Origin of the sequence: Amycolatopsis echigonensis, assembly GCF_002846615.1 — a bacterium.
Lineage (GTDB): Bacteria > Actinomycetota > Actinomycetes > Mycobacteriales > Pseudonocardiaceae > Amycolatopsis > Amycolatopsis echigonensis.
Map to the genome: position 1 here is coordinate 4265142 of NZ_PJMY01000003.1, position 24720 is coordinate 4289861.

Annotated in this window: 19 protein-coding genes and 1 pseudogene; 10 read left to right on the forward strand and 10 right to left on the reverse strand. The window is 69.7% G+C overall.

Going from position 1 to position 24720, the window contains the following annotated elements:
• Positions 1-2: 2 nt before the first annotated feature.
• Genes ATK30_RS25375 through ATK30_RS25385 form a run of 3 tightly spaced genes read right to left on the reverse strand, consistent with a single transcriptional unit; the run spans position 3 to position 3093 of the window.
• On the reverse strand, positions 3-857 hold the full coding sequence (locus ATK30_RS25375) for a carbohydrate ABC transporter permease (RefSeq protein WP_101437719.1): 855 nt from the start codon (positions 855-857) through the stop codon (positions 3-5).
• Positions 854-1834 carry a carbohydrate ABC transporter permease gene (locus ATK30_RS25380; RefSeq protein WP_101437720.1) on the reverse strand — a complete coding sequence of 327 codons (981 nt, stop codon included), beginning with the start codon at positions 1832-1834 and terminating at the stop codon, positions 854-856. The genes ATK30_RS25375 and ATK30_RS25380 overlap by 4 nt, the downstream gene beginning before the upstream one ends.
• 2 nt (positions 1835-1836) lie before the next feature.
• On the reverse strand, positions 1837-3093 hold the full coding sequence (locus ATK30_RS25385) for an ABC transporter substrate-binding protein (protein ID WP_463672427.1): 1257 nt from the start codon (positions 3091-3093) through the stop codon (positions 1837-1839).
• 200 nt (positions 3094-3293) lie between these two features.
• Here ATK30_RS25385 and ATK30_RS25390 point away from each other — a divergent pair, with 200 nt between their 5' ends.
• On the forward strand, positions 3294-4322 hold the full coding sequence (locus ATK30_RS25390) for a LacI family DNA-binding transcriptional regulator (RefSeq protein WP_167442219.1): 1029 nt from the start codon (positions 3294-3296) through the stop codon (positions 4320-4322).
• 71 nt (positions 4323-4393) lie between these two features.
• Here the strand turns inward: ATK30_RS25390 and ATK30_RS46920 are convergent, their stop codons facing one another.
• From ATK30_RS46920 to ATK30_RS25400, 3 genes and pseudogenes are all read right to left on the reverse strand, one after another.
• Entirely contained in the window at positions 4394-5083 is a 690-nt protein-coding gene (locus ATK30_RS46920; RefSeq protein WP_279630017.1) for a cytosine permease, read from the reverse strand.
• A gap of 148 nt (positions 5084-5231) precedes the next feature.
• A pseudogene (locus ATK30_RS46925) lies at positions 5232-5738 on the reverse strand (purine-cytosine permease family protein); the annotation flags it as partial.
• Positions 5739-5975: 237 nt separating this feature from the next.
• Positions 5976-6878: a CE1 family esterase gene (locus tag ATK30_RS25400; protein ID WP_101437721.1), complete on the reverse strand. Its 903-nt coding sequence runs from the start codon at positions 6876-6878 to the stop codon at positions 5976-5978.
• Positions 6879-6977: 99 nt separating this feature from the next.
• Between ATK30_RS25400 and ATK30_RS45675 the strand changes: the two genes are divergently transcribed.
• Positions 6978-8408, forward strand: a complete 1431-nt coding sequence (locus tag ATK30_RS45675; RefSeq protein ID WP_208637422.1) for a tetratricopeptide repeat protein — start codon at positions 6978-6980, stop codon at positions 8406-8408.
• Between the two features lie 19 nt (positions 8409-8427).
• Here ATK30_RS45675 and ATK30_RS25410 read toward each other — a convergent pair whose 3' ends face one another.
• A complete protein-coding gene (locus ATK30_RS25410) occupies positions 8428-9399 on the reverse strand; it encodes a glycoside hydrolase family 3 N-terminal domain-containing protein (protein WP_167441998.1) in 972 nt (323 codons plus the stop codon).
• A 402-nt stretch (positions 9400-9801) separates the two neighbouring features.
• Here ATK30_RS25410 and ATK30_RS25415 point away from each other — a divergent pair, with 402 nt between their 5' ends.
• Genes ATK30_RS25415 through ATK30_RS25430 form a run of 4 tightly spaced genes read left to right on the forward strand, consistent with a single transcriptional unit; the run spans position 9802 to position 13389 of the window.
• Positions 9802-10395, forward strand: coding sequence for a helix-turn-helix transcriptional regulator (locus tag ATK30_RS25415; RefSeq protein WP_101437723.1), 594 nt, complete (start codon positions 9802-9804; stop codon positions 10393-10395).
• 14 nt (positions 10396-10409) lie between these two features.
• A complete protein-coding gene (locus ATK30_RS25420) occupies positions 10410-11675 on the forward strand; it encodes an ABC transporter substrate-binding protein (RefSeq protein ID WP_101437724.1) in 1266 nt (421 codons plus the stop codon).
• 5 nt (positions 11676-11680) lie between these two features.
• Entirely contained in the window at positions 11681-12565 is an 885-nt protein-coding gene (locus ATK30_RS25425) for a carbohydrate ABC transporter permease (protein WP_167441999.1), read from the forward strand.
• Positions 12566-12591: 26 nt separating this feature from the next.
• Positions 12592-13389 (forward strand): carbohydrate ABC transporter permease, encoded by a 798-nt coding sequence (locus tag ATK30_RS25430; RefSeq protein ID WP_341867358.1) that lies wholly within the window; start codon positions 12592-12594, stop codon positions 13387-13389.
• A gap of 108 nt (positions 13390-13497) precedes the next feature.
• Here the strand turns inward: ATK30_RS25430 and ATK30_RS25435 are convergent, their stop codons facing one another.
• Both ATK30_RS25435 and ATK30_RS25440 read right to left on the reverse strand, forming a co-directional pair.
• Positions 13498-17118: a BTAD domain-containing putative transcriptional regulator gene (locus tag ATK30_RS25435; RefSeq protein WP_208637423.1), complete on the reverse strand. Its 3621-nt coding sequence runs from the start codon at positions 17116-17118 to the stop codon at positions 13498-13500.
• Between the two features lie 63 nt (positions 17119-17181).
• Positions 17182-20421 (reverse strand): BTAD domain-containing putative transcriptional regulator, encoded by a 3240-nt coding sequence (locus tag ATK30_RS25440; protein WP_101437728.1) that lies wholly within the window; start codon positions 20419-20421, stop codon positions 17182-17184.
• Between the two features lie 319 nt (positions 20422-20740).
• Here ATK30_RS25440 and ATK30_RS25445 point away from each other — a divergent pair, with 319 nt between their 5' ends.
• The 4 genes from ATK30_RS25445 to ATK30_RS25460 all read left to right on the forward strand — a co-directional run bounded on the left by ATK30_RS25445 (position 20741) and on the right by ATK30_RS25460 (position 23366).
• Positions 20741-21034 (forward strand): WXG100 family type VII secretion target, encoded by a 294-nt coding sequence (locus ATK30_RS25445; protein WP_101437729.1) that lies wholly within the window; start codon positions 20741-20743, stop codon positions 21032-21034.
• On the forward strand, positions 21031-21294 hold the full coding sequence (locus tag ATK30_RS25450; protein ID WP_101437730.1) for a WXG100 family type VII secretion target: 264 nt from the start codon (positions 21031-21033) through the stop codon (positions 21292-21294). The genes ATK30_RS25445 and ATK30_RS25450 overlap by 4 nt, the downstream gene beginning before the upstream one ends.
• A 103-nt stretch (positions 21295-21397) precedes the next feature.
• The gene (locus ATK30_RS25455) at positions 21398-22033 is read left to right on the forward strand and encodes a response regulator transcription factor (RefSeq protein ID WP_101437731.1); all 636 of its coding nucleotides are present in this window, start codon (positions 21398-21400) and stop codon (positions 22031-22033) included.
• Between the two features lie 10 nt (positions 22034-22043).
• Positions 22044-23366 (forward strand): amidase family protein, encoded by a 1323-nt coding sequence (locus ATK30_RS25460; RefSeq protein ID WP_101437732.1) that lies wholly within the window; start codon positions 22044-22046, stop codon positions 23364-23366.
• Between the two features lie 102 nt (positions 23367-23468).
• On the opposite strand, the gene ATK30_RS25465 is transcribed toward ATK30_RS25460, so the two are convergent.
• On the reverse strand, positions 23469-24617 hold the full coding sequence (locus tag ATK30_RS25465; protein ID WP_101441064.1) for a coiled-coil domain-containing protein: 1149 nt from the start codon (positions 24615-24617) through the stop codon (positions 23469-23471).
• Positions 24618-24720: the final 103 nt, after the last annotated feature.

The following is a 24720-nucleotide window of genomic DNA, read 5'->3' on the forward strand; positions in this document are numbered from 1 at the left end:
GGTCACCCTTTCACGGCGCCTTGCATGATCCCGGCCACGATCTGGCGGCCGAGCAGGAGGAAGACGATGAGGATCGGAATCGTGGCCAGCGTCGTGCCCGCGAGCACCAGCGAATAGTCGACGTAGTAGCCGCTCTGCAGTTTCTCGAGCGCCACCTGCACGGTCGGATTGCCGGCGTCGAGCACCACCAGCGGCCACAGGAAATCGTTCCAGGACGTCATGAACGTGAACATGGCGAGAATCGCCGCGGCCGGACGGACAGCGGGCAGGCACACGTTCCAGAAGACCCGGATCATGCTGCAGCCGTCCACGCGCGCGGCCTCGATCAGCTCATACGGCAACGCGTCCACTGTGTACTGTCGCATCCAGAACACGCCGAACGCGGTGACCAGGTTCGGCACGATCACCGATTGCAGTCCGCCCGCCCAGCCGAGTTTCGACATCGCGATGAACAACGGGATGATGCCGAGCTGAGTGGGCACCGCGAGCGTCACCACGATGAACACGAACAAGCCATTGCGGCCGCGGAAGCGCAATTTCGCGAAGGCGAACCCGGCCAGCGACGAGAACAGCACCGTGGTCAGCGTGACTGTGCCGGACACGATGATGCTGTTGGCCAACGCCCGCCAGAACGGCACAGTGTCGAACACTCGCGCCGCGTTGGCGAAGAAGTTTCCTCCCGGCAGCAGCGGCGGGATGCGTTCGGTGAGCATTCCGTTGTCGCGGCTTGCCACGAGAAACGACCAGTAGAACGGGAACAGCGAGCCGAGCACGAACACGATCAGCACGCCGTAGGTCGCTTTGCGCGGTTTGCCGAGCCGGGCCGCGCGCGCCCGCAGGCTGGTTTGCGTGGTCATGTCCGCCTCCCCGCGAGCCGCCCGGTGAGGAAGTAGTTGATCAGCGCGATCACGACGATGATCAGGAAAAGCACCCACGCGATCGCGGACGCGTAACCGAGATCGAAATTCTCGAAAGCGGTCTGGTACAGATACAGCGTCACGGTCTGGAACTGGTGAGTGGAACCGCCGTTGTTCGACCCGGGCATCGCGTCGAACAGTTTGGGCTCGGTGAAGATCTGCAGACCGCCGATCGTCGAGGTGATGGCGACGAAGATCAGTGTGGGCCGGAGCAGCGGCAACGTCACGTGGGTGAAACGGCGTACGGTTCCGGCGCCGTCGATCAGCGCGGCCTCCTGCAACTCCTTCGGAATAGCCTGCATGGCGGCGAGAACGATCAGCGCGTTGTAGCCGGTCCACCGCCAGTTCACCATGATCGCGATGGCGACGTGGCTGGCGAACCGATTGGCCTGCCAGTCCACAGGGGACAGTCCGAGGGTCTGGAGGACGCCGTTGACGAGTCCGTACCGCGGGCCGAACAGGTTCGCGAAGATGATCCCGAGCGCCACCAGGCTCGCCGCGTAGGGCAGCAGAATGCCGACACGCCAGCCGGTCGCGCCGCGCAGCCGCAGCGTGAGCACCGCGGCGAGCAGCACCGCGATGATCAGCTGGGGCACGCTGGAGAGGAGGAAGATGCTGACCGTGTTTTCCAGCGCGTGCCAGAACTGCGCGTCCGCGAACAGTTCCTTGAAATTGTCCAGTCCGATGAAGTCCGGGTTGTCGTCGCCGGCTTTCCAGGAAAACAGCGACACGTACGCGGTGTACAGCAAGGGGAACATGCCCACGATGGCGAAGACGATGAAGAACGGCGCCACGTAGAGATAGGGCGAGATTTTGACGTCCCAGCGCGCCAGCCGGTCGCGCAGGCCGGGCCGCGGCGCGGCGTGCTGCCGCGTCGCGGCCCGGCTTTCCGGAGCGGCCTTGTCGGTGACTGTCATCGTCAGCGGGTGAGTTTCTTCGCGCCGTCGACCAGCCGCTGCCAGCCGTCCGCGGCCGAAGCGCCCTGTTCCACCGACTGCAGCGCCGGGCTGGCCACGTTTTCCTGGATCTGGCCGTCGTTCGGGCCCTTGTACTGCGGTTTCGCGACCTTCTTCGCTTGCTCGGCGAACAGTTCGCCGATCTTCGCGCCGCCGAAGTACGCGTCCGTCGAATTCAGCAGCTGCGGGCTTTCCAGCGCCTTTGTCTGGCTCGGGAAGTTGCCCTTGGCCTCGAACGCCTTGATCTGCTGCTCCGGTGCGGTGAGCCAGGCGGCCAGCTCAGCGGCCTCGCGCGGGTGCTTGCTCTGCGTCGGCACCGTCAGATAGGAACCGCCCCAGTTGCCGCCTCCGCCGGGAAACGCCGCGGTGACCGCCCATTTGCCCGCGTTGTCCGGCCCGGCCTGCTCCTTGATGACCCCGAGCATCCACGCCGGACAGACCTTCGTGGCGAACGCACTCTGCTTGAACCCGGAGTTCCATTCGTTGCTGAACGCGGTGAGCTTGGCCGATTCGCCCTTCGCGACCGCGCCGGTCACCTTCGTCCAGGCGTCCTTGATGCCCTGGTTGGTGTCCAGGGTGAGCTTGTCATTGGTGTCGAGGTAGCCGACCGGCAGCTGGTTGACCATGGAATTGAAGTTCTGCGCCGCCGAATCGAACCACGCCTTGCCGGTCTTCGCGGTGTACTGGGCGCCGGCCGCGAAGTAGCTGTCCCACGTGGCGAACAGCGGTTTCACCGCCTCCGGGTCGCTGGGCAGCCCGGCCGCGGCGAGCAGGTCCTTGCGGTAGCACATGGCGAGCGGGCCGATGTCCGTGCCGTAGCCGATGAGCTTGCCGTTTTTGTCTTTGCCCGCCTCGTATTTCCACGAAAGCCACCGGTCCGGCGAAACGTCCGAGGGGCCGATCTTGCTGAGGTCGTTGAACTTCGAGGACTTGCTGAGGATGTCCGACAGGTGGCCTTCCTCGACGGCCTGCACGTCCGCCAGTCCGGAGCCCGCCGCGAGCTTCGTCATCATGTCCTGGGCGTACGGGCCGCCCTGGCCGGTTTTGCGGTGGGTGATCTTGATGTTCGGGTGCAGCCGCTCGTACTCCGGGATGAGCGCCTCGTAGCCGAACTCCGTGAACGTCGCGAGCGTCAGTTCCACGTGCTCGTTCGGCCCGGCCGCCGCGGGCACGTCGCCGCTGCCGCCACCGCCGCACGCCGTGGCGCTCACCGCGGTCATCGTGATGCCCAGTGCCAGCACCAGGCCCTTCCGGAACGTTGTCACCGTCGTCAACCCCTTGGAAGTCGTTCTGGGAGCGCTCCCAGATGCCGAACGAGTGTGTTGCAGGTAACGGGGGATGTCAAGGCTGGAGTCTCCGGGAGCGCTCCCGGTTGGACCCGGTTAAGCTGAGCCCGATCGACAGTCAGGGGGTGGGCGAAGTGGCGCCTCGGTCCGAGGACGAGCGGCCGACACTGGAGGACGTCGCGGCGTTCGCCGGGGTCTCCCGGTCCACCGCGTCGCGCGCGCTGAACGACGACGCGTACGTCAGCGCGCGCTCGCGCGAGAAGGTGCTGGCCGCGGCGCGGGATCTCGGATATTCGCCGAACCAGGCCGCGCGCTCGCTCGTCACCCGGCGGACCGGCGCGATCGCGGTGGTGCTGTCGGAGCCGGAAGCGCGGCTGCTCGACGATCCGTACCGGACCGCGGTGATGCGCGCGGGCTATCGGGAACTGGCCGATGTGGGCTGCCAGATGGTGCTGCTTTTCAGCGACACCCGGGAGGACCTCGGGCGTACCGTGCGGTTTCTCGAGGGCGGGCACGTCGACGGCGTCCTCGTGTTCGCCCCGCACCGCGCCGATCCGCTGCCCCGGGCGTTGCGGTTGCTGAAGCTGCCGACGGTGTTCGGCGGACAGGCCGCCGATCTGCGCCGAGGCGTGCACCTGGTGGATTTCGACAACGAAGGCGGCGCCCGGCAGGCGGTGACGCATCTGGTGGAATCCGGCCGCCGCCGGATCGCGACCATCGCGGGCCCACAGGACCAGGGCGCGCCGATCGACCGGCTCGCCGGCTGGCGCAAGACGCTCGTGGACGCCGGGATCGACCCGTCCGGGCTGGCCGAGGAGGCAGACTTCACCCTGGCCGGCGGTGCGAAAGCGATGGCGACTCTGCTGGAGCGGGTACCTGACCTCGATGCGGTGTTCGTCGGCAGCGACATGATGGCGGTGGGTGCGTTGCGGACGTTGTCCGACGCTGGTCGTGCCGTGCCGGGCGATGTCGCGGTGGTGAGTTTCGACGACAACGCGGCGTTGGCTCCGGCGATGACACCGCCGTTGACGTCGGTGCACCAGGATCCGCGTGAGCAGGTCCATGCGATGGTGTCGACGTTGATGCGGTTGCTGGACGGCGAGGACGTCGCGCCGGGAGCGCAGATCCTGCCGGTGTCGCTGGTCGTGCGCGAGTCCAGCTAGGCCGGCTATTTCGTCAAAGGACAGTCGGTACGCGTGATCGGTCACGGCGTCGCTGTTCCCGCGGCGGACGGTCACACTCGAACTGCGGCCGGCCGGCGCATGAACGCCACGTACAGCGCGCCGGGCACGATGAGGCCGAGCAGCCACGAGATGTCCGCGCCGCCGAGCAGCGGGGCGATCGGGCCGACGAAAATGCCTTCGACGTTGGCGAACGGGATCTGCACCGCGATCCCGAGCACGTAGGCGGCCAGCGCGGGCCAGGCCCAGCGCCCGTAGCGGCCGTTCGGGTCGTACAGCGCCTCGAGGTCGTACTTTTCCTTGCGCAGCAGGTAGAAATCGACCAGGTTGATCGAGCTCCACGGCGTGAGGAAGTACAGCAGGAAGTCGAGGAACAGCACGAAGTTCGACAGGAACTGGCCGCGGCCGAGGATGGCGATCACGGCGCCGACCACGCCGACGCCCGCGATGTAACCGATCCGTGTGGCCTGGGAAAGCGCCGCGCGTCGGCCGAAACCGGTCAGCGCGGTCGCGACGGTCATATAGCCGCCGTAGATGTTCAGCACGTTGACCGTGAACTTGCCGAGCGCGATGGCCAGCAGCAGCGGGATCAACAACGCTTCGCCGCCGAGGCCGACGACGTACGCGACTTCGTGGCCCTTGAACGCTTTCCCGGCAATGGCGTAGGCCAGCGCACCGAACGACATCGCCCACACCGCGCCTAGCACGGTGCCGCCGTACGTCCACCAGAACGTCGCGCGCACCGACGTCGCCGACGGCGACGTACGGGCCGAAGGTCAGCTGCCAGGACGCGGTCAGCGAGACCGCGAGCAGGAACTTCGGAAAGTCGAGGTGCGGCGCGGCGAGCACGGTGCCGAGGTCGTGTCCGCTGACCAACCGGATCGTCAGGTAGAAGAAGACGACCACGGACAGCGCGGACGCGAGCCAGCCGAACCGGTGGATCAGCCGGTATCCGACGATCGCGATCAGCGCCGAGGCGAGCGCGTAGACCGCGATCGCGGCGTCCGTCGGCAGGTGCGTGATCTGGGCGACCGCCTGGCCGCCGAGCAGCGAACCGCTCGCGAAATAGCCGAGGTACATCACCACGACGAGCACCAGCGGGAGCGCCGCGCCGTACACGCCGAACTGCGCGCGCGACTGGATCATCTGCGGGATGCCGAGCTTCGGCCCCTGCGCGGCGTGCAGCGCCATCGGAATGCCGCCGAGCGCGTTGCCCACCACGACCGCGACGATCGCCCACAGCGGATGCACGCCGACCAGCACGGTCAGCGCTCCGGTGACCGCCGAGGTGATCTGCGTGTTCGCGGCGAACCACAGGGTGAACAGGCTGCGTGGATGCCCGTGCCGCTCGGACTCGGGGACCGGGTCGATCGAGCGCCGCTCCAGTGTGGCAGCCACGTGCTCCTCCTGCGGTTCTTCGGTGAATTCGCTGGACGAACTCAACGTCAGCGCGGCCTGGCGGCCAAGTAGCAGCCCGGGGATTCTGTCTCGGATCCCAGACTGTGACGCGCTGTCAGAACGTGGCGGCGGACTGCCAGGAGCGTGCGGCCGGGCCGGAGGCAGGCCGCTTGGCGAGCATCCGGCGGAATCCCTCGGCCACGACCTTCGCGCGAAGCGGGAGCACGCCAGCTGAGCTCAGAGGTGGTGCGCTTTGAAGAACTGAAGGATGACCGGAGTGGCGTCGATCGTGGTGGGGGTGTCGGAGTCGTTGTTAGGGCGGGTGCTCGGCCAGACGTGTCCGGCTCCCTCGACCCGGAAATGCACCAGCGAACATCCGGGCCACCACTGCTTCACCACGTGGGGAACTGGAGAAACCGAGACAGGGTAAGGGAAACACCGGTCTCGTGCGGCCCAGCCGTTCAGCCAGTCCGGAATGGACGGCAGGCCTTTAGCCGGATTTCCGGAGTAAGGAATGGTGGTGTCGGCCGTGCCGTGGAAGTCGAGCAGCGCGACCTTCCGGCCCGGATCGCAGGCGCCGCCCTGGGGGTAGAACGCGCCGGAGACCGGGGCGAACGCGGCGATCCGGTCGGCCATCCGGCAGGCCAGCACGCCGACGAACCCGCCGCCGTTCGATTTGCCGGCCGCGTAGATCCGCGTGGGGTCCACGCACATCCGGTGCTGCACCGAGGTAAGGAGGTCGCCGGTGAACTGGACGTCGTCGACGGGGGCCGAGTAGGGCGCGCCGGTCCAGGCGGATTTGCCGTCGGTGCCGGCGACGCCCTGCGGGTACACCGCGATCACGTCCGAGCCGGAGAAGCCGGACAGTTCCTCCTGGTACTCCGCCGTGCGGCCGTGCCCGTGATAGGAGAGGACGACCGGGTACTGCCGGTGCGGGTGGTACCGCGCGGGAACGTAGATCCGGTACTCGCGATCGATGCCGCCGGAGGTCAGATGCTCGACCGTCGTGGTGCCGGGGTTGGCCACCGCCTGCCCGCATCCGGTCGTCGGCACCGGTTCGGCCGACGCTGGCGCGGCGAGCACCCCGAGCCCGAAGGTCGCCGCCAATACGGCAACGCCTGCACGGAAAAGTCCGGACATCCGATCCTCCTCGATCGACGGACGAGCGCGACCATCGTCACCCCGCGTCCTCCCCGGACGACTCTTTCGTTCATTGAGTTAACGGCTAGGCTCGCTCGAGTGACGGACGCGGAAGAGTCCTCTGTCAACCGCATCTCCGGCGGCCAGTTCGACAAGGTCGTGATGGCCGGGGCGGTGCACGGCGACATCAACGTAGGCCGTTCGGGCGACTCTCCGGCGGACCTGGCCGACCCGCTCATCGCCTCGGTCCGGCTGAAACCCGGCGGAACCCTGGCCGACCTGGTGCTCGACACCGATCCGCCGCAGGTCGCCGTGCCCGGCGGAACGGTCCACATCATCACGGTGGAAGCCAGAACGAACCGTGCCGTAGTCCTGCAATCCGCGCGGGTCGTGGTCGTCTCCCGGACGCCCCCGCGCCCGGCCTGCCTGCAGGTCCGGATCGGCGGGCTCCTCGAACCGCGCCCGTTCACGACCGACTTCGACGCCCCGTCGCCGCGGCTGGTCGCGCAGGGCCCGGACTTCCCGTTCACCGTCAGCGCCACCGACATCGAGCAGTTCGAGATCGAACCGGTCACCACGACGCACGAGGTCGCCTGGCGGCTGGAAGTGGACTGGACCTGCGCGGGCCGCCACGGCACCACAGTCATCGACAACCAGGGCGAGCCGTTCCACGCATACCCGGTGCCCGCTCTCTTCTCGGGCCGCTCGCCTTCGGTGCTCAGCTCCGGCTGCGACCTGTTCCACGAACGCGGCTGCCCGGCGAACCTGCTCGCGGCGTCGGGTGCTCCCGCTTCGCTCTGGGACCGCGAACAGCCTCCGCCCTATCCCGTGCTGCCGCCGCACTCGGCGACCGAGACCTCCGAGCTGGGCCTGGACCCCGATCTGAAGGAATCGTGGCCCGAATACCGCCGCGTCGCGGTGGCCATCCGGATGTCCGCCGCTCAGCCAGACTTCCGCAGCCACGAACCGCCGGAGTACCGCGCGCTGCTCATCCGGGTGCTGCGCTACCTGTTCGTCTCCGGTCAAGCCCACCCCGGCGTCGCACTGGGCCGCCTCGTCCACGCGGAATGGACCGCGGAGCTGGGCGAGGACCACCCGGACACCCTCGCCGTCGCCAACCGTCTGGCCGGGTGCCTGATCGGCACGACCGATCATGCCGAGGCGCGCGACCTGCTGGCGGAGCTTTTGCCCCGGGTCAGCCGCGTCCTGGGCGAGGACGACCCGCTGACGCTGACCGTCGCGAACAACCTTTGCGTGGTGTACCTGAGGTTGAACGAATACGAACGCGCCCGCGAGCAGACGGAGGACGTCCTGGCCCGGAGCCGCCGTGCACTCGGGCCGGACGCCCTGGGGACCCTGCGGACGACTGGCAACCTGGTGCAGATCCACCTCCGCCTGGGCGATCGCGCTTCGGCCCTGGCTGTGCTGGAGGATCTGCTGCCGAGGTGCCGAAGGGCGCTGGGGGAGGACCATCCGCAGACAGTGAGCGCTGCGGCGGTTTTGGCTCAGGTACTGGCGGAGGAGGGATGAACCCGCCACTCACGCCAGGTCAAGGTCGACAAAACCCCTTGCCCGCCAACACTCGCTCGACCGAAGCCGTCACCTGGGCGGCCGGCAGTTCCCCGCTCTCCACTGCCCGCTGCAGCCGATCCACGACAGCCTTCACGTCGTTGTGCCCGGACGAGAACAACGCCTGATCAGCCCCCGCCTGCAGCGCCTTCACCACCGCGTCCGGCAACGCGAACCGGTCCGTGATCGCCTTCATTCCGCCCAGATCGTCCGTGATCACCGGCCCGGTGAAGTGGAACTCGTTGCGCAGCAACTGATACGCCTCAGGCGCCAGCGACGCCGGCTCGTCCCCGGTCAGCCCCGGCACCTCGAGATGCCCGACCATCACCCCGACCTGCCCGTACTCCGAGATATCGCGGTAAGGCACCAGATCAACGCGACGCAGCTGGTCGAGTGGCGGCGTCGTGACGGTCCCCCGGTGCGAGTCGCCGGATCCGTGGCCGTGGCCCGGGAAGTGCTTGAGCACCGGCTGCACCCCGCCCGCGCGCAGGCCCTCGGCGAAGGCCATCGCGTACTGCCGCGCCTTTTCCGGGTCCGGGCTGTAGGAACGGTCGCCGATCACCGCGTCGTCGGGTTCGTCGCTCACGTCCGCGTCCGGTGCGTAATCGACCGTCACGCCGCGTGCTCGCAGTTGCTTGCCCCGCTGCTCGCCGATCGCGCGCACCTCGTCCGGCGTCTTGGAGGCCGCCAGCTGCCGGGCGCTCGGGAGCGAGCCGTCGAGGTCGTCGATGCGCTGTACGCGGCCGCCCTCTTCGTCGACCGCGACCGAAACGGGGATCTTCGCCGCCCGCTGGACGCCGTCGAGAGCATCATTTTGCAACAGCGTGGTCTTTTTGTCTCCCACGAAGATCCCGCCGACCTGCTGCGTCCGCACGAGCTCTGCGACCGCCGCCGGATCACCCGCGTTGACGCCCGGCACCACCAGCTGCGCCACCCGCGCCCGCGGATCCATCGCCGACACCGCCGACGCGCACGTCAGCTGTCCCGGCGCGGTCTGCGAAGGCGAAGTTGACGCAGGTGGAGCGGCTTGCGGCGAACTCCCCGTGCTCGGCGCGGCGAGCGGGCCGGACGTCGCTGTTCCGGAAACGGAACGATCCCCGGAACACGCGGAAAGCGCACATATGAGCGTTAACGCGCTGACGGCTCCTGCGGTGCTCCAGCGGGGTCGTGCGTGCGCCTTCATCATTTCCTTTGGCAGTCCGGACAGGTCTCCGTGACGGTAACCGAACCCCACCGGCGGCCCCAACTTCACGCTGTGAAGAATGAGCGCGTCCCGACTAGAGATTTCGTGAAGCCGCGGTAGGCACACTGGCTGGCACACGACAGGCGAGTGCTCTGCACCGGGGAGGCAGCGATGAATCAGGTCAAGGTGGCGGCATGGGCTTCGGACCCGATCACCCTCGCGGGCCTCATCGACCATCTGCGCACGCGCCGCGAGGTGCGGGTGATGCCGGGCCAGCAACGCGGTGAAGCCGCGGTGCTCGTCTTCGCCGCGAACCGCGTCACTCGCGAGGTGAAAGCGGCGCTGCGGGCCGCGGCCTCGGAGACCCCGGCGGCCATTGTCTTCATCGCCGGATACGTCGACGCCGACGATCTGGCCGAGCTGGCTGCCTGGCACGTCGCCGCGGTGCTGCCGCGCGACGCGATCGGCGGCGACCAGCTGGTGCGCAGCATCGTGGCCGCCGCTTCCGGGCGCGAGACCTCGATGCGCGATCTGCTCCAGCAGGCGGAGACCCTGCGGCGGGGCGGCGAGGCGACCACCCTGTCGCCGCGCGAGGTCGACGTGCTGCGGCTGATGGCCGAGGGCTGGGACACCGCGGAAATCGCGAACAAGCTCTGCTATTCGGAGCGGACCGTGAAGAACGTGATCTACGGCATGACGAACCGGCTCAAGCTGCGGAACCGCCCGCACGCCGTCGCCTACGCGCTGCGCGCCGGAGTGATTTGAAGGATGCTCACCACGTGCGAAAGCTGACCCGGCGTCCGGCCGTTGCCGCGCTCGCCGCCGCATTCCTGTTACTGGCGGCCGCGTGCGGTTCCGCCGCGTCCTCGGGAAAGATCACGCTCAGCGTGGCCACGTTCGGCGAGTTCGGCTACGCGCCGTTGTTCGCGCAGTACCAGAAGGACCATCCGAACATCGAGATCCGCAGCCGGGTCACCGATTTCGACACGCATTTCAAGAGCCTCGCCACGCAGCTGGCGGCCGGGCGCGGCGCGGCCGACGTCGTCGCGGTCGAGGAGCAGTACATCCCGAAGTACATCCGGGCCAAGGACAAATTCGTCAACCTCGCCGATTACGGCGCGGACAAGCTGAAGCAGCAATGGGTGCCGTGGAAGTGGGCGCAGGGCACCTCGGGCGATTACGTCTTCGGGCTCGGCACCGACATGGGCAGCCTCGCGATGTGCTACCGCCGGGATCTGTTCCAGCAGGCCGGATTGCCCACCGAGCGCAAGGCCGTCGCGGAGCTGATGCCGGACTGGCAGGGGTACGCGAACGTCGCCGCCCGCTTTACCGAAAAGCTCCCGAACGTGAAATTCGCCGATTCGGCGGGCACCGTCTACACCGCGATGCTCAACCAGTCGCCGGAGAACTACTTCTCCGCCAAGGACGATTCCTACATCGCCGACCGCAACCCCAGCGTGCGCAACGCTTTCCAGTTGTCCGGCGGTCTCGCGCAAGCCCATGAAACCGCCGGTGCGACCACCTACACGCAGGCCTGGAACGTCGCGATCAAACAGGGCAGCTTCGCGACCATCGCGTGTCCGGCCTGGATGCTCACGCAGATCAAGGAAGCCGGCGGCGACGCGGTCAGCGGCAAATGGGACGTCACGACGGTGCCGGGCAACAGCGGCAACCAGGGCGGTTCCTTCCTCGCCGTGCCGAAACAAAGTGCGCACCCGAAGGAAGCCTACGATCTCGCGCAGTGGCTGACCGCGCCCGCGCAGCAGAAACGGCTCTTCCTTTCCGACGGAATCCTGCCGAGCGAACCGAGCGTGTACCAGGACCCGCAGGTCGTCGCGCACACCGATCCCTATTTCTCGAACGCGCCGGTGGGCCAGATCTACGCGGCGTCGGCGGACCGGCTGCGGCCGAACTACCGCGGCCTGCACGACGCGGACGTGCGTCCCGAATTCGGCCGGGCCCTCGGCCGGATCGAGGACGGCAGCGAGAACGTCGAGCAGGCGTGGGCCGACGCGGTCCGGATGGGCCGCGACGCGATCAAGTAGCCGTCGTGGACCGCAAGCTCACCCCCTACGTCTTCATCCTGCCGTTCTTTGTCCTTTTCGGACTGTTCGGCGCGTTCCCGCTCCTGTACACGTCGTGGGTCTCGCTGCACCGCTGGGATTTGCTGTCCGGCCCGGAAGGCGGGCTCGGCCTCGCGAATTACGTGGAGCTGTTCGGCGACCCGCGGTTCTACAACGCGCTTTTCAACACCGTCAGCATCTTCCTGCTCGCCGCGATTCCGCAGTTCTTCCTCGCGCTCGGCATCGCCGCCCTGCTGAACCGGCCGCTGCGGGCGGCGACCTGGTGGCGCGCCGGGCTTTTGCTGCCGAACCTCGTGTCCGTGGTCGCCGTCGGGCTGGTGTTCGCGCAGCTGTACAGCTCGGGCTACGGCGTGGTCAACGAGGTGCTCGGCTGGTTCGGCGTCCCGCCGGTTTCCTGGCAGGCGCACCAATGGTCGTCGCATCTGGCGGTGGCGAGCATGGTGATGTGGCGGTGGACCGGCTACAACGCGCTGATCTACCTGGCCGCGATGCAGGCGGTGCCCCAGGATCTGTACGAGGCAGCGGCACTCGACGGCGCCTCGCGCTGGCGGTCGTTCTGGTCGATCACCGTGCCCGGCATCCGCCCGACGATCGCGTTCACGGTGGTCGCCGGCACGGTCAACGGGCTCCAGTTGTTCGCCGAGCCGCAACTGTTCGACGCCACCGGCAATAGCGGCGCGGGCGGCAACGACCGCCAATTCCAGACGCTCACGATGTATCTGTACGAAAAAGGCTTCGGCAAATTCGACGCCGGGTACGCCGCGGCCTTGTCCTGGGTGATGTTCCTGATCTGCCTGGTGTTCGCGATCGTCAACTACCGGCTGGTGCGCCGGTTCGTGGGCGCGCCGTGATCCGCCGGGGCCGGGCCGGAGCCTGGGTGTACGCGGTGCTGGTAGGGCTGGTCGCCTCGTCGCTGTTCCCGCTGTACTGGTCGTTCGTGGTGTCCACCCGGGACAACGCGGCGATCGGCGAGACCTCTCCACTGCTGCTGCCCGGCGGCCATCTCTTCGACAACATCCAGCGCGTCTTCACCACCGTCGACTTCTGGCTCGCGATCGGCAATTCGCTGATCGTCGCCACGACGGTGATGGTGTCCAATGTGGTCCTGTCCAGTTTCGCGGGCTTTTCCTTCGCCCGGCTCCGGTTCCGCGGCCGCAACACACTTTTCCTCATCGTGATCGGCTCGGCGATGGTGCCCGCACAGCTGGGCGTCGTCCCGCTTTACCTGGTGGTGAGCGACTTCGGCTGGTACGGCCGGCTCGAAGCGGTGATCGTGCCCGCGCTGGTGAGCGCGTTCGGCGTGTTCTGGATGCGCCAGGCGTGCGAGGGTTCGATCGACCAGGACCTGGTGGACGCGGCCACTGTGGACGGAGCGTCGATCCTGCGCACGTTCTGGCACGTCGCGGTCCCGGCGATCCGTCCACAAGCGACCGTCCTGGCCATGGTGACCTTCCTCGGCGCGTGGAACGACTACTTCTGGCCGCTGGTAGTCCTCGACCCGGCGCAAACGCCGACCGTGCAGGTGGTCCTGTCCCAGCTGGCCAGCGGCTACTTCACCGACTACGCCCTGATGCTCACCGGCGCGACGCTGGGCGTGCTGCCGGTGATCGTGCTCTTCGTGCTGCTCGGCCGGAACCTGGTGCGCAGCATTTCCACTGGCCTGACCGGGGCGTAGGTCACAAGACGTAACGCCCGAAGAACCCGGCGATCGCGGACCGCAGCTGGTGGAGGGTGAAGCGGACGCCCGCACCTGCCGACCGCCGGCGACAACCCCCGACGCTCGTCAACCCGTCCGTCGCGCCACGGTGGTGGCCAGTTCGCTGCGCGACGGCGCGTCCAGCTTCCCGAGCAACCGCACCACGTGTGCCTGGACCGTCCGACGCGGCAACCGCAGTTCCGTCGCGATCTCGGGATTGGACCGGCCGGCGGCGACGAGCCGGGCGATGCGGACTTCCAGCGCGGACAGCGATTCCCAGCCGCGCTCGGGCCGCGCCGATGCCAGCGAAGTCCCGCGCTGAACCCCGACCGCCCGCAACCGATTCTCCGCGTGCTGCAGGTTCCACGCCGCTGAGAGTTCCGTGTACAGCGAAGCCGCCTCGTCGAACGCGGTCTGCGCGGCGTCCAGCCGACCGACTCCCGCCAGCAGCACCGCGGCGTCTTCCAGCGCACTGGCCAGTTCCGGTTTCCGCCCCACCGCGCGGAAATGCTCCACCGTCCGCAGCACCGGCTCCGGATCCTCGCCCAGCAACCCACGACACCATTCAGCCGCCGCGAACGCCCGCGCCGGTTCGAGTTCTTTGTCGGCTTCTTCGACGCATACCGCGAGCGCCCGCTCCGCCGCTGCCCGGTCGCCCGCCGCCAACGCGATCTGCGCGAACTGCGGCAACCACTGATGCCGCAACATCATCTGCGCGTAAGTCGGGTTCAGGATCGGCTCGAACACGGTGATCGCCTGCTGCAAGTCACCCTCCTGATAGGCGACCAGCGCGTGCGCGGCGAGCAAAAAGTCGAAACTCTCCCGCTCGGCACTGGTCGCGGGCGCGTGCTCCTCCGCCGCGTCCAGCAGCGCGGCCGCCTGCGCGTGCTCGCCTCGCCGGGCAGCGATGAGTGCCGCGACCCCGTGCAGCAGCAGCGCCGCGGCACCCGGTTCGCGCAGGCCGAAGAAGGTGATGGCTGGGCCGTCCTCGGTCACCGTGTCCAGCTCCACCAGCGCTTCGTCCCACCGGCCTTCCCAATACCGGTGCACCGCCACGGAAACCTGCAGCCCGCTCGGCATGCTGTGCCGCCGCGTCACCTCGGCGGCCTCCTGCAGCGTGCGGTTCGCGTCGTCCAGCCGGTCTAGGTTCTGCAGGGTGAAGACGCGGTTGTCCAGCAGATCCAGGTGCAGGTCGGCCAGTTCGTGCTCGTCACCGACCGCCGCGATCGCCTCGTCCACGTGCTTCAGTGCGCTGGCGTGGTGCCGCCGCACGGAATCGACCAGCCACAAGGTCTGCAGCGCATGCGCGGTGAGGTAACCGTCGCCGTTCGCCTCGGCCCGGGCGCGATGCGCGTTCTCCTCCGCGACGTCGAGGTCGTCGAGCCCGCCCCGCCGGAAGTTCGCCAGCAGATGGCGGCCCCGGACCCGCCACAGTTCCGGGACCCCGGGGTCCTCCGCCGGATTCCCGAGCGTCTCCACCGCCAGCTGCACGTCGCCGCGGCGGAACCGTATCGCGGACACGACGTGGCGCATCTCCGCCGCGTTGTCCGGATCGCGGGACACCTCCAGCGCCCGCAGCGCAAGGTCTTCCGGACTCCGTTCGAGCCGGAACAGCACCCGCACGAGCGCGACGAGCAACGGCTCGCGGCGCGGATCGTCGTCCTCGACCACCGCCAGCGCGCGCTCCAGCAGTTCGACCGCGATCAGCGGGGCCCGGTTCGACACCGCGGTCTGGTGCTCTACCAGCCAGTCCAGCACCCAAGGGTCCACAGTGGAGGGAACGGCCACGAGCTGCTCGGCGACCCGCTTCACCGGCGCGCCGATCTTGGCCAGCGCTTCGGCCGCCTGCCGGTGCTGTGCGGCCCGGGTTTCCGGCGGCAGATGGTGATACAACGTCTGGCGCAGCAACGGAAGCCGGAACGCGAGCTGGGTTCCGGTGTCGAGCAGGATGTTGTCCGCCACGGCGGCTTCGAGCGGGCCGAGCAGGTCCGACGGACGCTGTCCGAGCACGGCCGCGATGTCGCCGACCGCGAACTCCATGCCGAGGATCGCGCCCCAGCCGAGCACGTGCCGGGTCTCCGCGGGCAGCAGCTCCAGCCGCCGGTTGACCGCCGCGACAATCGATTCCGGCGGCTCGAACCGCAGCGGATCCGGGACGTCGGCAAGGCCGTCGCGGTGCTCGACCGCGTCCGAGTGCACCAACGCGTCCAGCATTTCCTTGAGGTACAACGGATTGCCGCCGGCGCGCGCGGTGAGATCGCGCAGCCGCGGCCCGGGGTCCGCACCGATCTGCCGCCGCAGCAGGCGCAGGACGTCGTCCTCGCCGAGCGGACCGAGATCGAGCACGACCCCGTCGCGCGTTTCGACGCCCCGGCGCAGCTGGGTCATCTCCGGGCGCTCCGGTGCCGGACGCGTCGCGGCGACCAGCAGCAACGGCAGCTGCCGGGCGGCCGCGGACAACCGGTGCCACACCAGGACACTCGGCTCGTCCGCCCACTGCAGGTCGTCGACCACGAGCAGCAGCGGCGATTCGGCGCACAGTTCGTCGACGAGCGCCAGCAGCCGGTCCACCGAGTCCAGCACCGGGTCGCCGACGCGCCGCACCGGCTCCTCGCTGTTCAGCGCGACGCGAGCCCGGCGCGGATCCGGGGAATGCGGGTCGATCGCCAGGCATTCGTGCATGACCTGCAACGGGAACCGCATGCTCAGCTCGTCCGCGGCGACCCAGGCGACCTGCAGGCCGCCGGCGTCGCCGAACGCGTGCGCCAGCAGCTCCGACTTCCCGATCCCGGCTTCGCCCTCGATCCACACCGCCCGGCCGCGGCCCGCGCGGACCCCGTCGAGCAGCTGGTGCAGCTTGCCGACCTCGGTTTCCCTGCCGAGCAACGGATCCCGCGGCGCACGCACGACCGGCGCCGGCACCGCTGGCCGCCGAAGATCCAGCGCCGGGTCCTCGGCGAGCACACGCTGGTGCAGTTCGCGCAGTCCTGGCCCGGGCTCCACGCCCAGCTCGGCGCGGATCGTGGCCCGGGCGTCGCGGAACACGTCGAGCGCGTCGGAATGCCGGCCGCCGCGGTAGAGCGCGAGCATCAGCGAGGCCCGCAGCGATTCGCGCAGCGGGTATTCGGCGGTCAGTGCGGTCAGCTCGGCGATGATCTCCTGGTGGCCGCCCATTTCCAGCTTGCTGCGGGCAGCGCGGTCCAGCGTGTCCAGCCGCAGCTCGGCCAGATACGCGCGGTGCCGCTCGGCGAAATTGCCGGGCACCCCGGACAGCGCTTCGCCGTGCCAGAGCTTGAGCGCGGCGCTGAATTCGGCCACCGCCCGGTTGTGCGCGCCGGCCTCGGCCTCGCGTTTGCCGTTCTCCCGGTGCTGCTCGAACTTCGCCGCGTCCAGAGCTTCCGGCGCGAGGTCGAGCGTGTAGCCCGCCGGGCCGGAGCCGAGCACGGTCGACGCGGACCACCGGGTGCGTTCCGGCTCCAGCGCGCGGCGGAGCCCGGAAATGTAGGTGTGCACGCTGCCTTCGACACTGGCCGGCGGCGAATCGCCCCAGACTCCGGCGATCAGCTCGGCGCGGGGGACCGGCCGTCCGGCGGCGACCGCGAGCATGGCGAAGACCGCCCGCTGCCGCGCGGGTCCGAGCGAGATTTCGGTCTTCCCGCGCCAGGCGCGCAACGGGCCGAGTGCCGTCACCCGCAAATCCCCTGGCATGCCGTCCCATTCGCCGTGTTGACCGAGTCTACCGATCGATCATGGACGCGAGTCCACCCCGGTTCACTCTCCTGCCGCACGCGCGCGGACCGGACTGGCCCGCCGGATGCCGTACGGCTGCATCCGCGTCTCGGCCCGCCGGACGTCCCACGCCGCACCGACCGAGGTATAGCTGGTGAGTGCCGCGAGGAAAGCCATGCGCGCCTCGTCCAGGCGGCGGTACTCGGCGAGCAGGATCGCGGCGTCCTCGCTCGCCCGAGCGTGCTTGAGCATCCGCCCGGCGGTCTCGTAGTGCGTGGCGGCGCCGAGGATCGCGTCCGGATCGGCGGTGACCAGGCCCCGGCAGTGCGCGGTCGCCGCGGTGTGCGATGGGGGAGTGTCGTAGCCGCTGGTGTCGCCCATCAGCCGCAGCGCCCGGAACCCGTGCGACTGATCGCCGAGTTGCATGGCGAGCCGGGCGAGGTCGGGCAGCCATTGCTGGCGGGCCGCGGGCGGATAGTTCTGTTCCAGCAACGGGAGAAGCGCGGCGAGCGCGGCCTCCGGGTCGCCTTGCAGCTCGGCGAGCTGGGCGCGCGCGGCGAGCAGGTAGTCGCCCCCGTTCGGTTCGAGACCATGCGGGAACTGGTGCCGGGCCGCGGCGTCGAGATGCGCGCGCGCCTCGACCGGCTCGTCCCGGTGACTCGCGATCAGCGCGCCGACCCCGTGCACCAGCAACGCTGATCCGGGGCTGCGCAACACATATGACGCGGTTTCCGCGCCGCCGCGGATCACCGTGTCGAGTTCGGCGAGCGCTTCGCCCCAGCGGCCGCGCCAGTAGTAGTGCACCGCGCCGGCCAGGTGCATTTCGCCGGGTACCGCCCGGATCGCGGCCAGCCGACGCGCGGTGCTCAGGTCGGCGTCGTTGTCGAGCCCGTCCAGCACGCCCAGTTCGGACAGATCCGGCGCGGCCGCTCGATGGTCGACCGCGAACCGTTCGATGGTCGAGCGCAGGGTCTCGTGCCGTCCGCGCCACATCTCCGGCACCTTCGGATCGGCCAGCGTGCGGCGGACTTCCGCGGCCGCTTCGGCGAATTCGCCGCGGCGGTAATAGATGTAGGCGAGGATCCAGCGCATTTCCGCGGCCTGCCTGCTGTCCTTGGTGCGCGCGACGACCGACCGCGCCTCCCCTTCCGGCTCCCGGCCGAGCCAGAACAGCAGCCGGGCGAGCGTGGCGGTGAGCGGTTCGCGGGCCTCGGCGGGCAGCACGGCCTGTTTGACGACCTGTTTGAGCAGGTCCACCGCGATCCGCGGCGACTGCGCGGCGACCGTCCCGATGTGCTCGACCAGCCAGTTCGCGACCCACGGGTCCACCTGCGCGGGGGCGGCGGCCAGCTGCTCGGCGACGCGTTCCGCGCCCGCGCCCGCTCCGTCGAGCGCCTCGGCCAGCTGCCGGTGCAGCGCGACGCGCATCGCGGCCGGGGTCTTTTCGTACAACACGCGGCGCAGCAACGGATGCCGGAACGAGAGCAGATCGCCGGACTCGACCAGCACCCCGGCGGTGAGCGCCTCCTCGACCGCGGCGACGAGCGCGGTCGGCGCGCGTTCGGTGACGATCGCGATGTCGCCGAGCGAGAATTCCTTGCCCAGCAAGGCCGCCCAGCGCAACAGGTCTCGCGCGGAGCTGGAGAGGAAGATCAGGTACAGCGTGATCCGCGAGCCGAGCGGCGACGGGATCGAGCGGCACGAGGTACCGTCGACGATCGCGTGCGCGCCGTCCAGCAGGATCATCGAATTGGCGAGCAGTGTTTCGACGATTTCCGTGGCGTAGCGCGGATTTCCGGCGGCGTGCCCGAGCAGCACCGAGAACATCCGGTTCGGCGGCGCCCCGGTGAGGTCGGCGGCGATCTTCCGGATCTCGTTCTCCGGCATGGGTTTCAGGCGCAGCAGCGAGGTCGCGCCGGACGCCAGTTCCGCGGCCAGCGCTTCGAGCGCGGCCGAGCGGGGGAGCGGACGGCTCGCTCCGACGAGCAGCAACGGCAGCCGCCGGGTCTCGCGGGCGAGGTGCTGCCACACCTGCAGCGTGGTTTCGTCGGCCCACTGCAGATCGTCGACCACGAGCGCGAGCGGCCCGTCCGCGCAGAGCTGCCGGACCAGTCCGAGGATGCCCTCGACCGGGTCCTGCTCCGGGTTCTCGGCGAGCGCCACCGCCAGTTCCGCGCGGCGCAGATCCGAGGCACGCGGGTGCACGCCGAGCGCGTCCAGCAGCGGACGCAAGGCAAAACCCTGGTCGAGCGAGTCGGCGGCGGCGAACAGTGCGGGGTAACCGCTTTCGTGTGCCAGCGCGACGGTTTCGGCCAGCAGCGCCGTCCGGCCGATTCCCGGTTCGCCCTTGACCCACACCGAACGGCCGAGGCCGCCGCCGAGACCGGCGATGGCCTCGCCGAGCACTCGCAGCTCGTCCTTCCGCCCGACAAACGTCGCCGGGCGCGGCGGCAGCACCGGCAGCGGGAAACGGGGGACTTTCGTGGCTGGCGCGGGGGCAACCGCCTCATCGGCGGCCAGCAGCTTCTCGTAAAGCTCCCGCAGCGCGGGCCCGGGCTCGGTTCCGGACGCTTCGATCAGCCGCTCGCGCAGTTCGGTGTAGACGGTGAGCGCCTCTTGGCGCCGGCCCGCCTGGTCGAGTGCTCGCATGAGCAGACCGTGCAGCGGCTCGCGGAACGGGTGTTCCGCGGCGAGTTCGCCGAGCTGCGCGACGAGCCCGGCCGGCTCGCCCGAGTCCATCGCCAGCTCGGCCCGGCGTTCGACGGTGGCCAGCCGGAGTTCCTCCAGCCGGACCCGCTGCGCGGTCGCGTAATGTCCGGACAGGCATTGCAGCGGTGTCCCGTCCCATTCCGCGAGAGCCTCGTCGAGCACGCTCCGCGCCTCGGCCCGGCGTCCCTCCGCGAGCAGCCGGTTGCCGAGGTCGCGCAGGGCGCTGAAGCGGTGGACGTCGATCTGCTCCGGTTCGACGCAGAGCGAGTAGCCGGATCCGGTGGAGGCGATCAGCCGCGATTCGGCCCCCTTGCGGCGGCCCGGTTCGAGGACGCGGCGCAGACCGGAGATGTAGGTGTAGATGCTCCCTTGCGCACTGGCCGGTGGCGCGTCGCCCCACACTGCGTCGATGAGCGCTTCGCGGGAGACGGTGCGGTTCGGCGAGAGGGAGAGCACCGCGAAGACTGTGCGCCGATGAGCGGACCCGAGGTCGAGCTGCCGGTCGCCGAGCCAGGCTCGCACCGGTCCGAGCAGCTGGATTTCCGGCGCCGGGACGCCGCCGGATGCCGACATCGGTCTCCCTTCACGCGCTGACGGATCGTCACACGCCGGATGCCTCTGGTGAGCTTACGCCGAAAAGGTGACGTGGAGGGACTGCCCCAGGTTGCTTCCGCCGGTCTTGTCCAGCGAATTGTCCGGTGGACATCGTCGGGCGGGAGGACCCGCGGTGAACGCCGGGCAAACCGGCGGGGCGCTCCGGCAGGCACACCTGCGGCGACAAAGGGGCATCGGGCTCGCGCCCCGGTTTCCGGACGGGAATCCCTGCGGCAGCCTCGATCGCGGACCCGCGCGCCCGATCGCGGCTTCGACGTGCGGACGGTGAGGAGGAGGCGTGGACCCGGTTCCGGCCCCGGCGGGCCTGCCAGAGCAGGCCGAAAGGTTCGCGGCGGCGATCGACGCCGCGAACGTCTGTCTCGGCACGGTGAACAGCGAAATGGCGGCGCTGCAGGCGTCGTGGCGCGGCGAGGCCGCGGTGCGGTTCGGCCAGGCGATGAACGATTGGGAGCAGCAGTTCGATCGCATCCTCGGAAGTCTGGCAGACCTCGTCGACGTCGCGCGCGGGGCGGCCGCGACCGTCGCCGCAAACTGCTCAGATGAGCGCGTGCGGGGCGCCGACCGACCATGAGCGGAGACCCCGGCTTCGAGCAGGCCGCCGAGGTGCTGTCCCGGATCCGCCGGACGACCGGCGACCTCGGCGCGGTGCTCGCCGAACTGGAGTCCGCGGTGGAACCCGAGCTGGCCGGCTGGCCCGCCGCGGCGCGGGCCCGCTATCGCGAGGCCAAACGGGAGTGGGCCACCGCGCTGGACCGGATGCCCGAATGCCTCGACCGGGCCGCGCAAGCGGTCCGCGAGATCGCCGCCGAAGACCCGAAAAGAGCTCGCTGAACAGCGAAAACCTTGGTTTTCTTCACTGGCCTTCACGAGCGCGCCAGAAAACGTGAAGTTTCGCCCGACACACTGCCTCCAGGCAATGTGGAAAGGGGCAGTCGTGAAGCTCGTCAAGGTCGCAGTGCTCGCCTCGGACCCGATCACCCGGGCCGGAGCGGCGAGCCTGCTCGGCTCGCGCCCGGAGATCGCTCTGCTCGGCCAGGACGCGGCGAGCCAGGCGGACGTGGTCCTCGTGATGGAGGAGCACGTGACCGACCGGGTGCTCTCGCAGGTGCGGGACCTCGGCAGGAAGTCCGAGCAGCTGGCCGGACCGCATCTGGTGATCGTCGTCGACCATTTCCGCGAGAGCGACCTGATGACGGCCGTCGAATGCGGCGTCGTCGCGATCCTGCCGCGCCGCGAAACCGGCGGCGGCGAGCTGGTCTCGGCCGTGCTGGCCGCCGGGGACGGCACGGCGACGCTGCCGCCGCGGCTGCAGGGCGCGCTGCTCGCGCAGGTGCAGCGGATGCGCCGCGACGTGCTCGAGCCGAACGGCCTCACGCTGTCCGGGCTGGCGTCGCGCGAATGCGACGTGCTGCGGCTGGTCGCCGAGGGCTACGGCACCGAGGAAATCGCGACAAAGCTCTGTTATTCGGAGCGGACGGTCAAGAACGTGCTGTACGGCCTGATGACCCGGTGCGGCCTGAACAACCGGGCGCACGCCGTGGCGTATGCCTTGCGCGCCGGCGCGATCTAATGTTCTGACCATGGCACAGACGGCGGTGGAGATCGCTCGCGGAGTGCGGGCAGGAGAGCTGGACCCGGTCCAGGTGACCGAGGAAGCCCTCGCCCGGCTAGCAGCGGCGGACGGCGTCGTCGGGGCTTTCCGCCGCGTGCGCGCCGCCGAGGCGCGGGCCGAAGCCGCCGAAGTCGCGGCCCGCCCGGATCTGGCTTCGCTGCCGCTGGCTGGCGTCCCCGTCGCGGTCAAAGACGTCACCGAGGTCGCCGGCGAGTACCAGGGCTGGGGCTCGGAAGCCGGCCCTCGCACCCCGGCCGATGCCGACGGTTTGATCGCCGCCCGCCTGCGCGCGGCCGGCGCGGTGATCGTCGGCCTGACCCGCGTGCCGGAGCTGTGCATTTTCCCGACCAGCGACGATCCGGACGGCATCGCCCGCAACCCGCGCAACCCGTCCTTCACCGCGGGCGGTTCCTCCGGCGGAAGCGCAGCCGCGGTAGCCGCGGGCCTGGTCCCGATCGCGCACGGCACCGACGGCTTGGGTTCGATCCGCCTGCCCGCCGGAATGTGCGGGATCGTCGGCCTGAAACCCGGCCGGGACGTGGTCCGCGAAGAAACCCCGGGCTGGTTCGGTCTCTCCACCCACGGCCCGCTGGCCACCACGGTCGCCGACGCCGCCCTCCTGATGTCCGTTCTGGCCGACCGCCCGGAATGGGCGACGCTGGCCCCGTCGGGCCCGCAACGCGTCGCGACCTCTACCCAGGTCCCCTTCACCCGGGCCCCGCTGCCGCGCCCGCTTCGCGCCGCCGTCGACCAAGCCGGAGCTCTCCTGGGCTCAGCTGGCCACTCGGTCGCTTCCGCGACGCCCGCCTACCCACTCCGTGCTCTCGGCGGCCTGCTCGCCCGCTGGTTCGCCGGTCCGGCCGAGCAGATCGAGGGGTCCTTCGATCTGTCCCGTCTCCAGCCGCGCACGCGATTCCACGTCCGCCTGGGCCGCTTGACGGCGCGCCTGGTCAACGACCGAGCCCGCGACGAATGGCAGGCGATCGCGGCGCGGTTCTTCGAGTCGCACGACGTGCTGGTGACCCCGACCTTGGCGACGCTGCCGTTGAAAGCCCGCCGCTGGCACCGGGAATCCTGGCTGGCGAACGCGGTCCCGTCGGTGCGGGTGGCCGCGTTCACCGGCCCGTGGAACCTCGCCGGATACCCGGCGCTGTCGGTTCCCGTGGCCCGCCATCCCGTCCACGACCTGGCGATCTGCGTGCAACTGGTGACGCGCCCCGGCGGGGAACCGGTGCTGCTGGGATTGGCGGGCGAGCTGGAATCGGCGAACCCCTGGCCGCGGACGGTCTAGGACTCGCCTGCCTCAACGCCGTGAAGGGCTCCTTGCGGGAATCAGTTTCCCGCAAGGAGCCCTTCACGGACTTCGTTCCAGAACCGCGGTGAGCCGCTTGGGTCAGCTGCTCGGCTTGCCCGCCGTCTGCGGCTGAGACTTCGCGCCGTTCCCGGTCGAACCGTTCTTCGCGCCGTTCCCGGTCGAGGTTTCGGCCGATCCGCCCTTCGCCGACGAACCGTTCCCGGTCGGCGCCTTGGCCGCGGAACCGTTCTCCGGCTTCGGCTTAGGCGACGGTGACGGCGCGGCCTTCGTCTCGACCGGCGCGGGCGAGGGGTCCGGCTTGGCCGGGTCGTCGCCGCCGACGAGCTTCGAGGCGGAAGGCAGCACCGATTCCGACGGCAGCGCCGTCAGCAGACTTTCGCTCCGGCCGAGGATCTCGTCCGCCAGCGCGAGGTTCTTGCGCGCCTGTTCGCGGATCTCGGCGAGCCGCTCGACCTTCCGCGTCGCCGCGGTGGTGCGCTGGGCCGCCTGCGTGGTCGCCTCGTCGAGACGGCGCTTGGCCTCCGCCGTCGCCTCCTCGACGCGCCGGGTCGCCTCCGCGGTGGCTTCCGCGATCCGGCGCTCGGCCTGGTTTTTGCTGGCCGTGCGCTGGTCGGCGATCATCTTCTCGTGCGCGGTGCGCTCGGCGGTGATCTTCGCGTCGAAATCGCGCTCGATCTTGCGGCGCTTGCGCTCGGCTTCGTTGTCGAGGAGTTCCCGGCGCTGCGCCGCCTCGACCGTCAGCCGCTGCACTTCGGCGCGGGTCTCCTTCAGCGCGGCCTCGTGCTCCGAGTGCAGCGCGTCGGCCTGCTTGTCCAGCTCCTCGACCAAGCGGCGGTACCGCTCGCGCAGCTTCGTGGACGCCTCGGTCGACGACGCCCAGTGCTTCTCGGCCGCCACCTCCGCGCGCTTGGTGATCTCCTCGGCCCGCGCCTGCGCCAGCATGACGGTGCGCTGCATCCGCTCGTCCAGGTCCTCGAGCCGCTCCGGCGGCTTCATCAGTTCCTCTACGCGGGCCTGCAGCTTCGCCGTCTCGCCGCGCGCCGCTTCGAGTTCCCGCGACAGCGTGGCGACCTGAGTCGCCGCCGCGTCGCGGTCGGTGATCAGCCGGTGCAGCTGGGCCTCGAGGTGGTCGAGGTACTGCCGCACCTCGGTGCGGTCGAAGCCGCGCCAGGCTTCGGTGTACTCGCGCCGCAGCGGGAGGAGGCCATTGTCTCGCTCGGGAACCATGTCCACGACCGTACCCGCGCACCTGGCGTGCGTGCCGCCAGGAGTGGTGAATCACCGCCCCGGGTCGAATCTTGGCGATGATCTCGCCTGAACGGCCTCACCC

Excerpts from the sequence above, each read along its gene's own strand:
- ATK30_RS25450 (WP_101437730.1), top strand. The coding sequence starts at position 21,031 with ATGAGCGGAGACCCCGGCTTCGAGCAGGCCGCCGAGGTGCTGTCCCGG.
- ATK30_RS25410 (WP_167441998.1), bottom strand. The coding sequence starts at position 9,399 with ATGGATCCGCGGGCGCGGGTGGCGCAGCTGGTGGTGCCGGGCGTCAAC.
- ATK30_RS25465 (WP_101441064.1), bottom strand. The coding sequence starts at position 24,617 with ATGGTTCCCGAGCGAGACAATGGCCTCCTCCCGCTGCGGCGCGAGTAC.
- ATK30_RS25380 (WP_101437720.1), bottom strand. The coding sequence starts at position 1,834 with ATGACAGTCACCGACAAGGCCGCTCCGGAAAGCCGGGCCGCGACGCGG.
- ATK30_RS25400 (WP_101437721.1), bottom strand. The coding sequence starts at position 6,878 with ATGTCCGGACTTTTCCGTGCAGGCGTTGCCGTATTGGCGGCGACCTTC.
- ATK30_RS25375 (WP_101437719.1), bottom strand. The coding sequence starts at position 857 with ATGACCACGCAAACCAGCCTGCGGGCGCGCGCGGCCCGGCTCGGCAAA.
- ATK30_RS25460 (WP_101437732.1), top strand. The coding sequence starts at position 22,044 with ATGGCACAGACGGCGGTGGAGATCGCTCGCGGAGTGCGGGCAGGAGAG.
- ATK30_RS25435 (WP_208637423.1), bottom strand. The coding sequence starts at position 17,118 with ATGCCAGGGGATTTGCGGGTGACGGCACTCGGCCCGTTGCGCGCCTGG.
- ATK30_RS25385 (WP_463672427.1), bottom strand. The coding sequence starts at position 3,093 with ATGACCGCGGTGAGCGCCACGGCGTGCGGCGGTGGCGGCAGCGGCGAC.
- ATK30_RS25440 (WP_101437728.1), bottom strand. The coding sequence starts at position 20,421 with ATGTCGGCATCCGGCGGCGTCCCGGCGCCGGAAATCCAGCTGCTCGGA.
- ATK30_RS25415 (WP_101437723.1), top strand. The coding sequence starts at position 9,802 with ATGAATCAGGTCAAGGTGGCGGCATGGGCTTCGGACCCGATCACCCTC.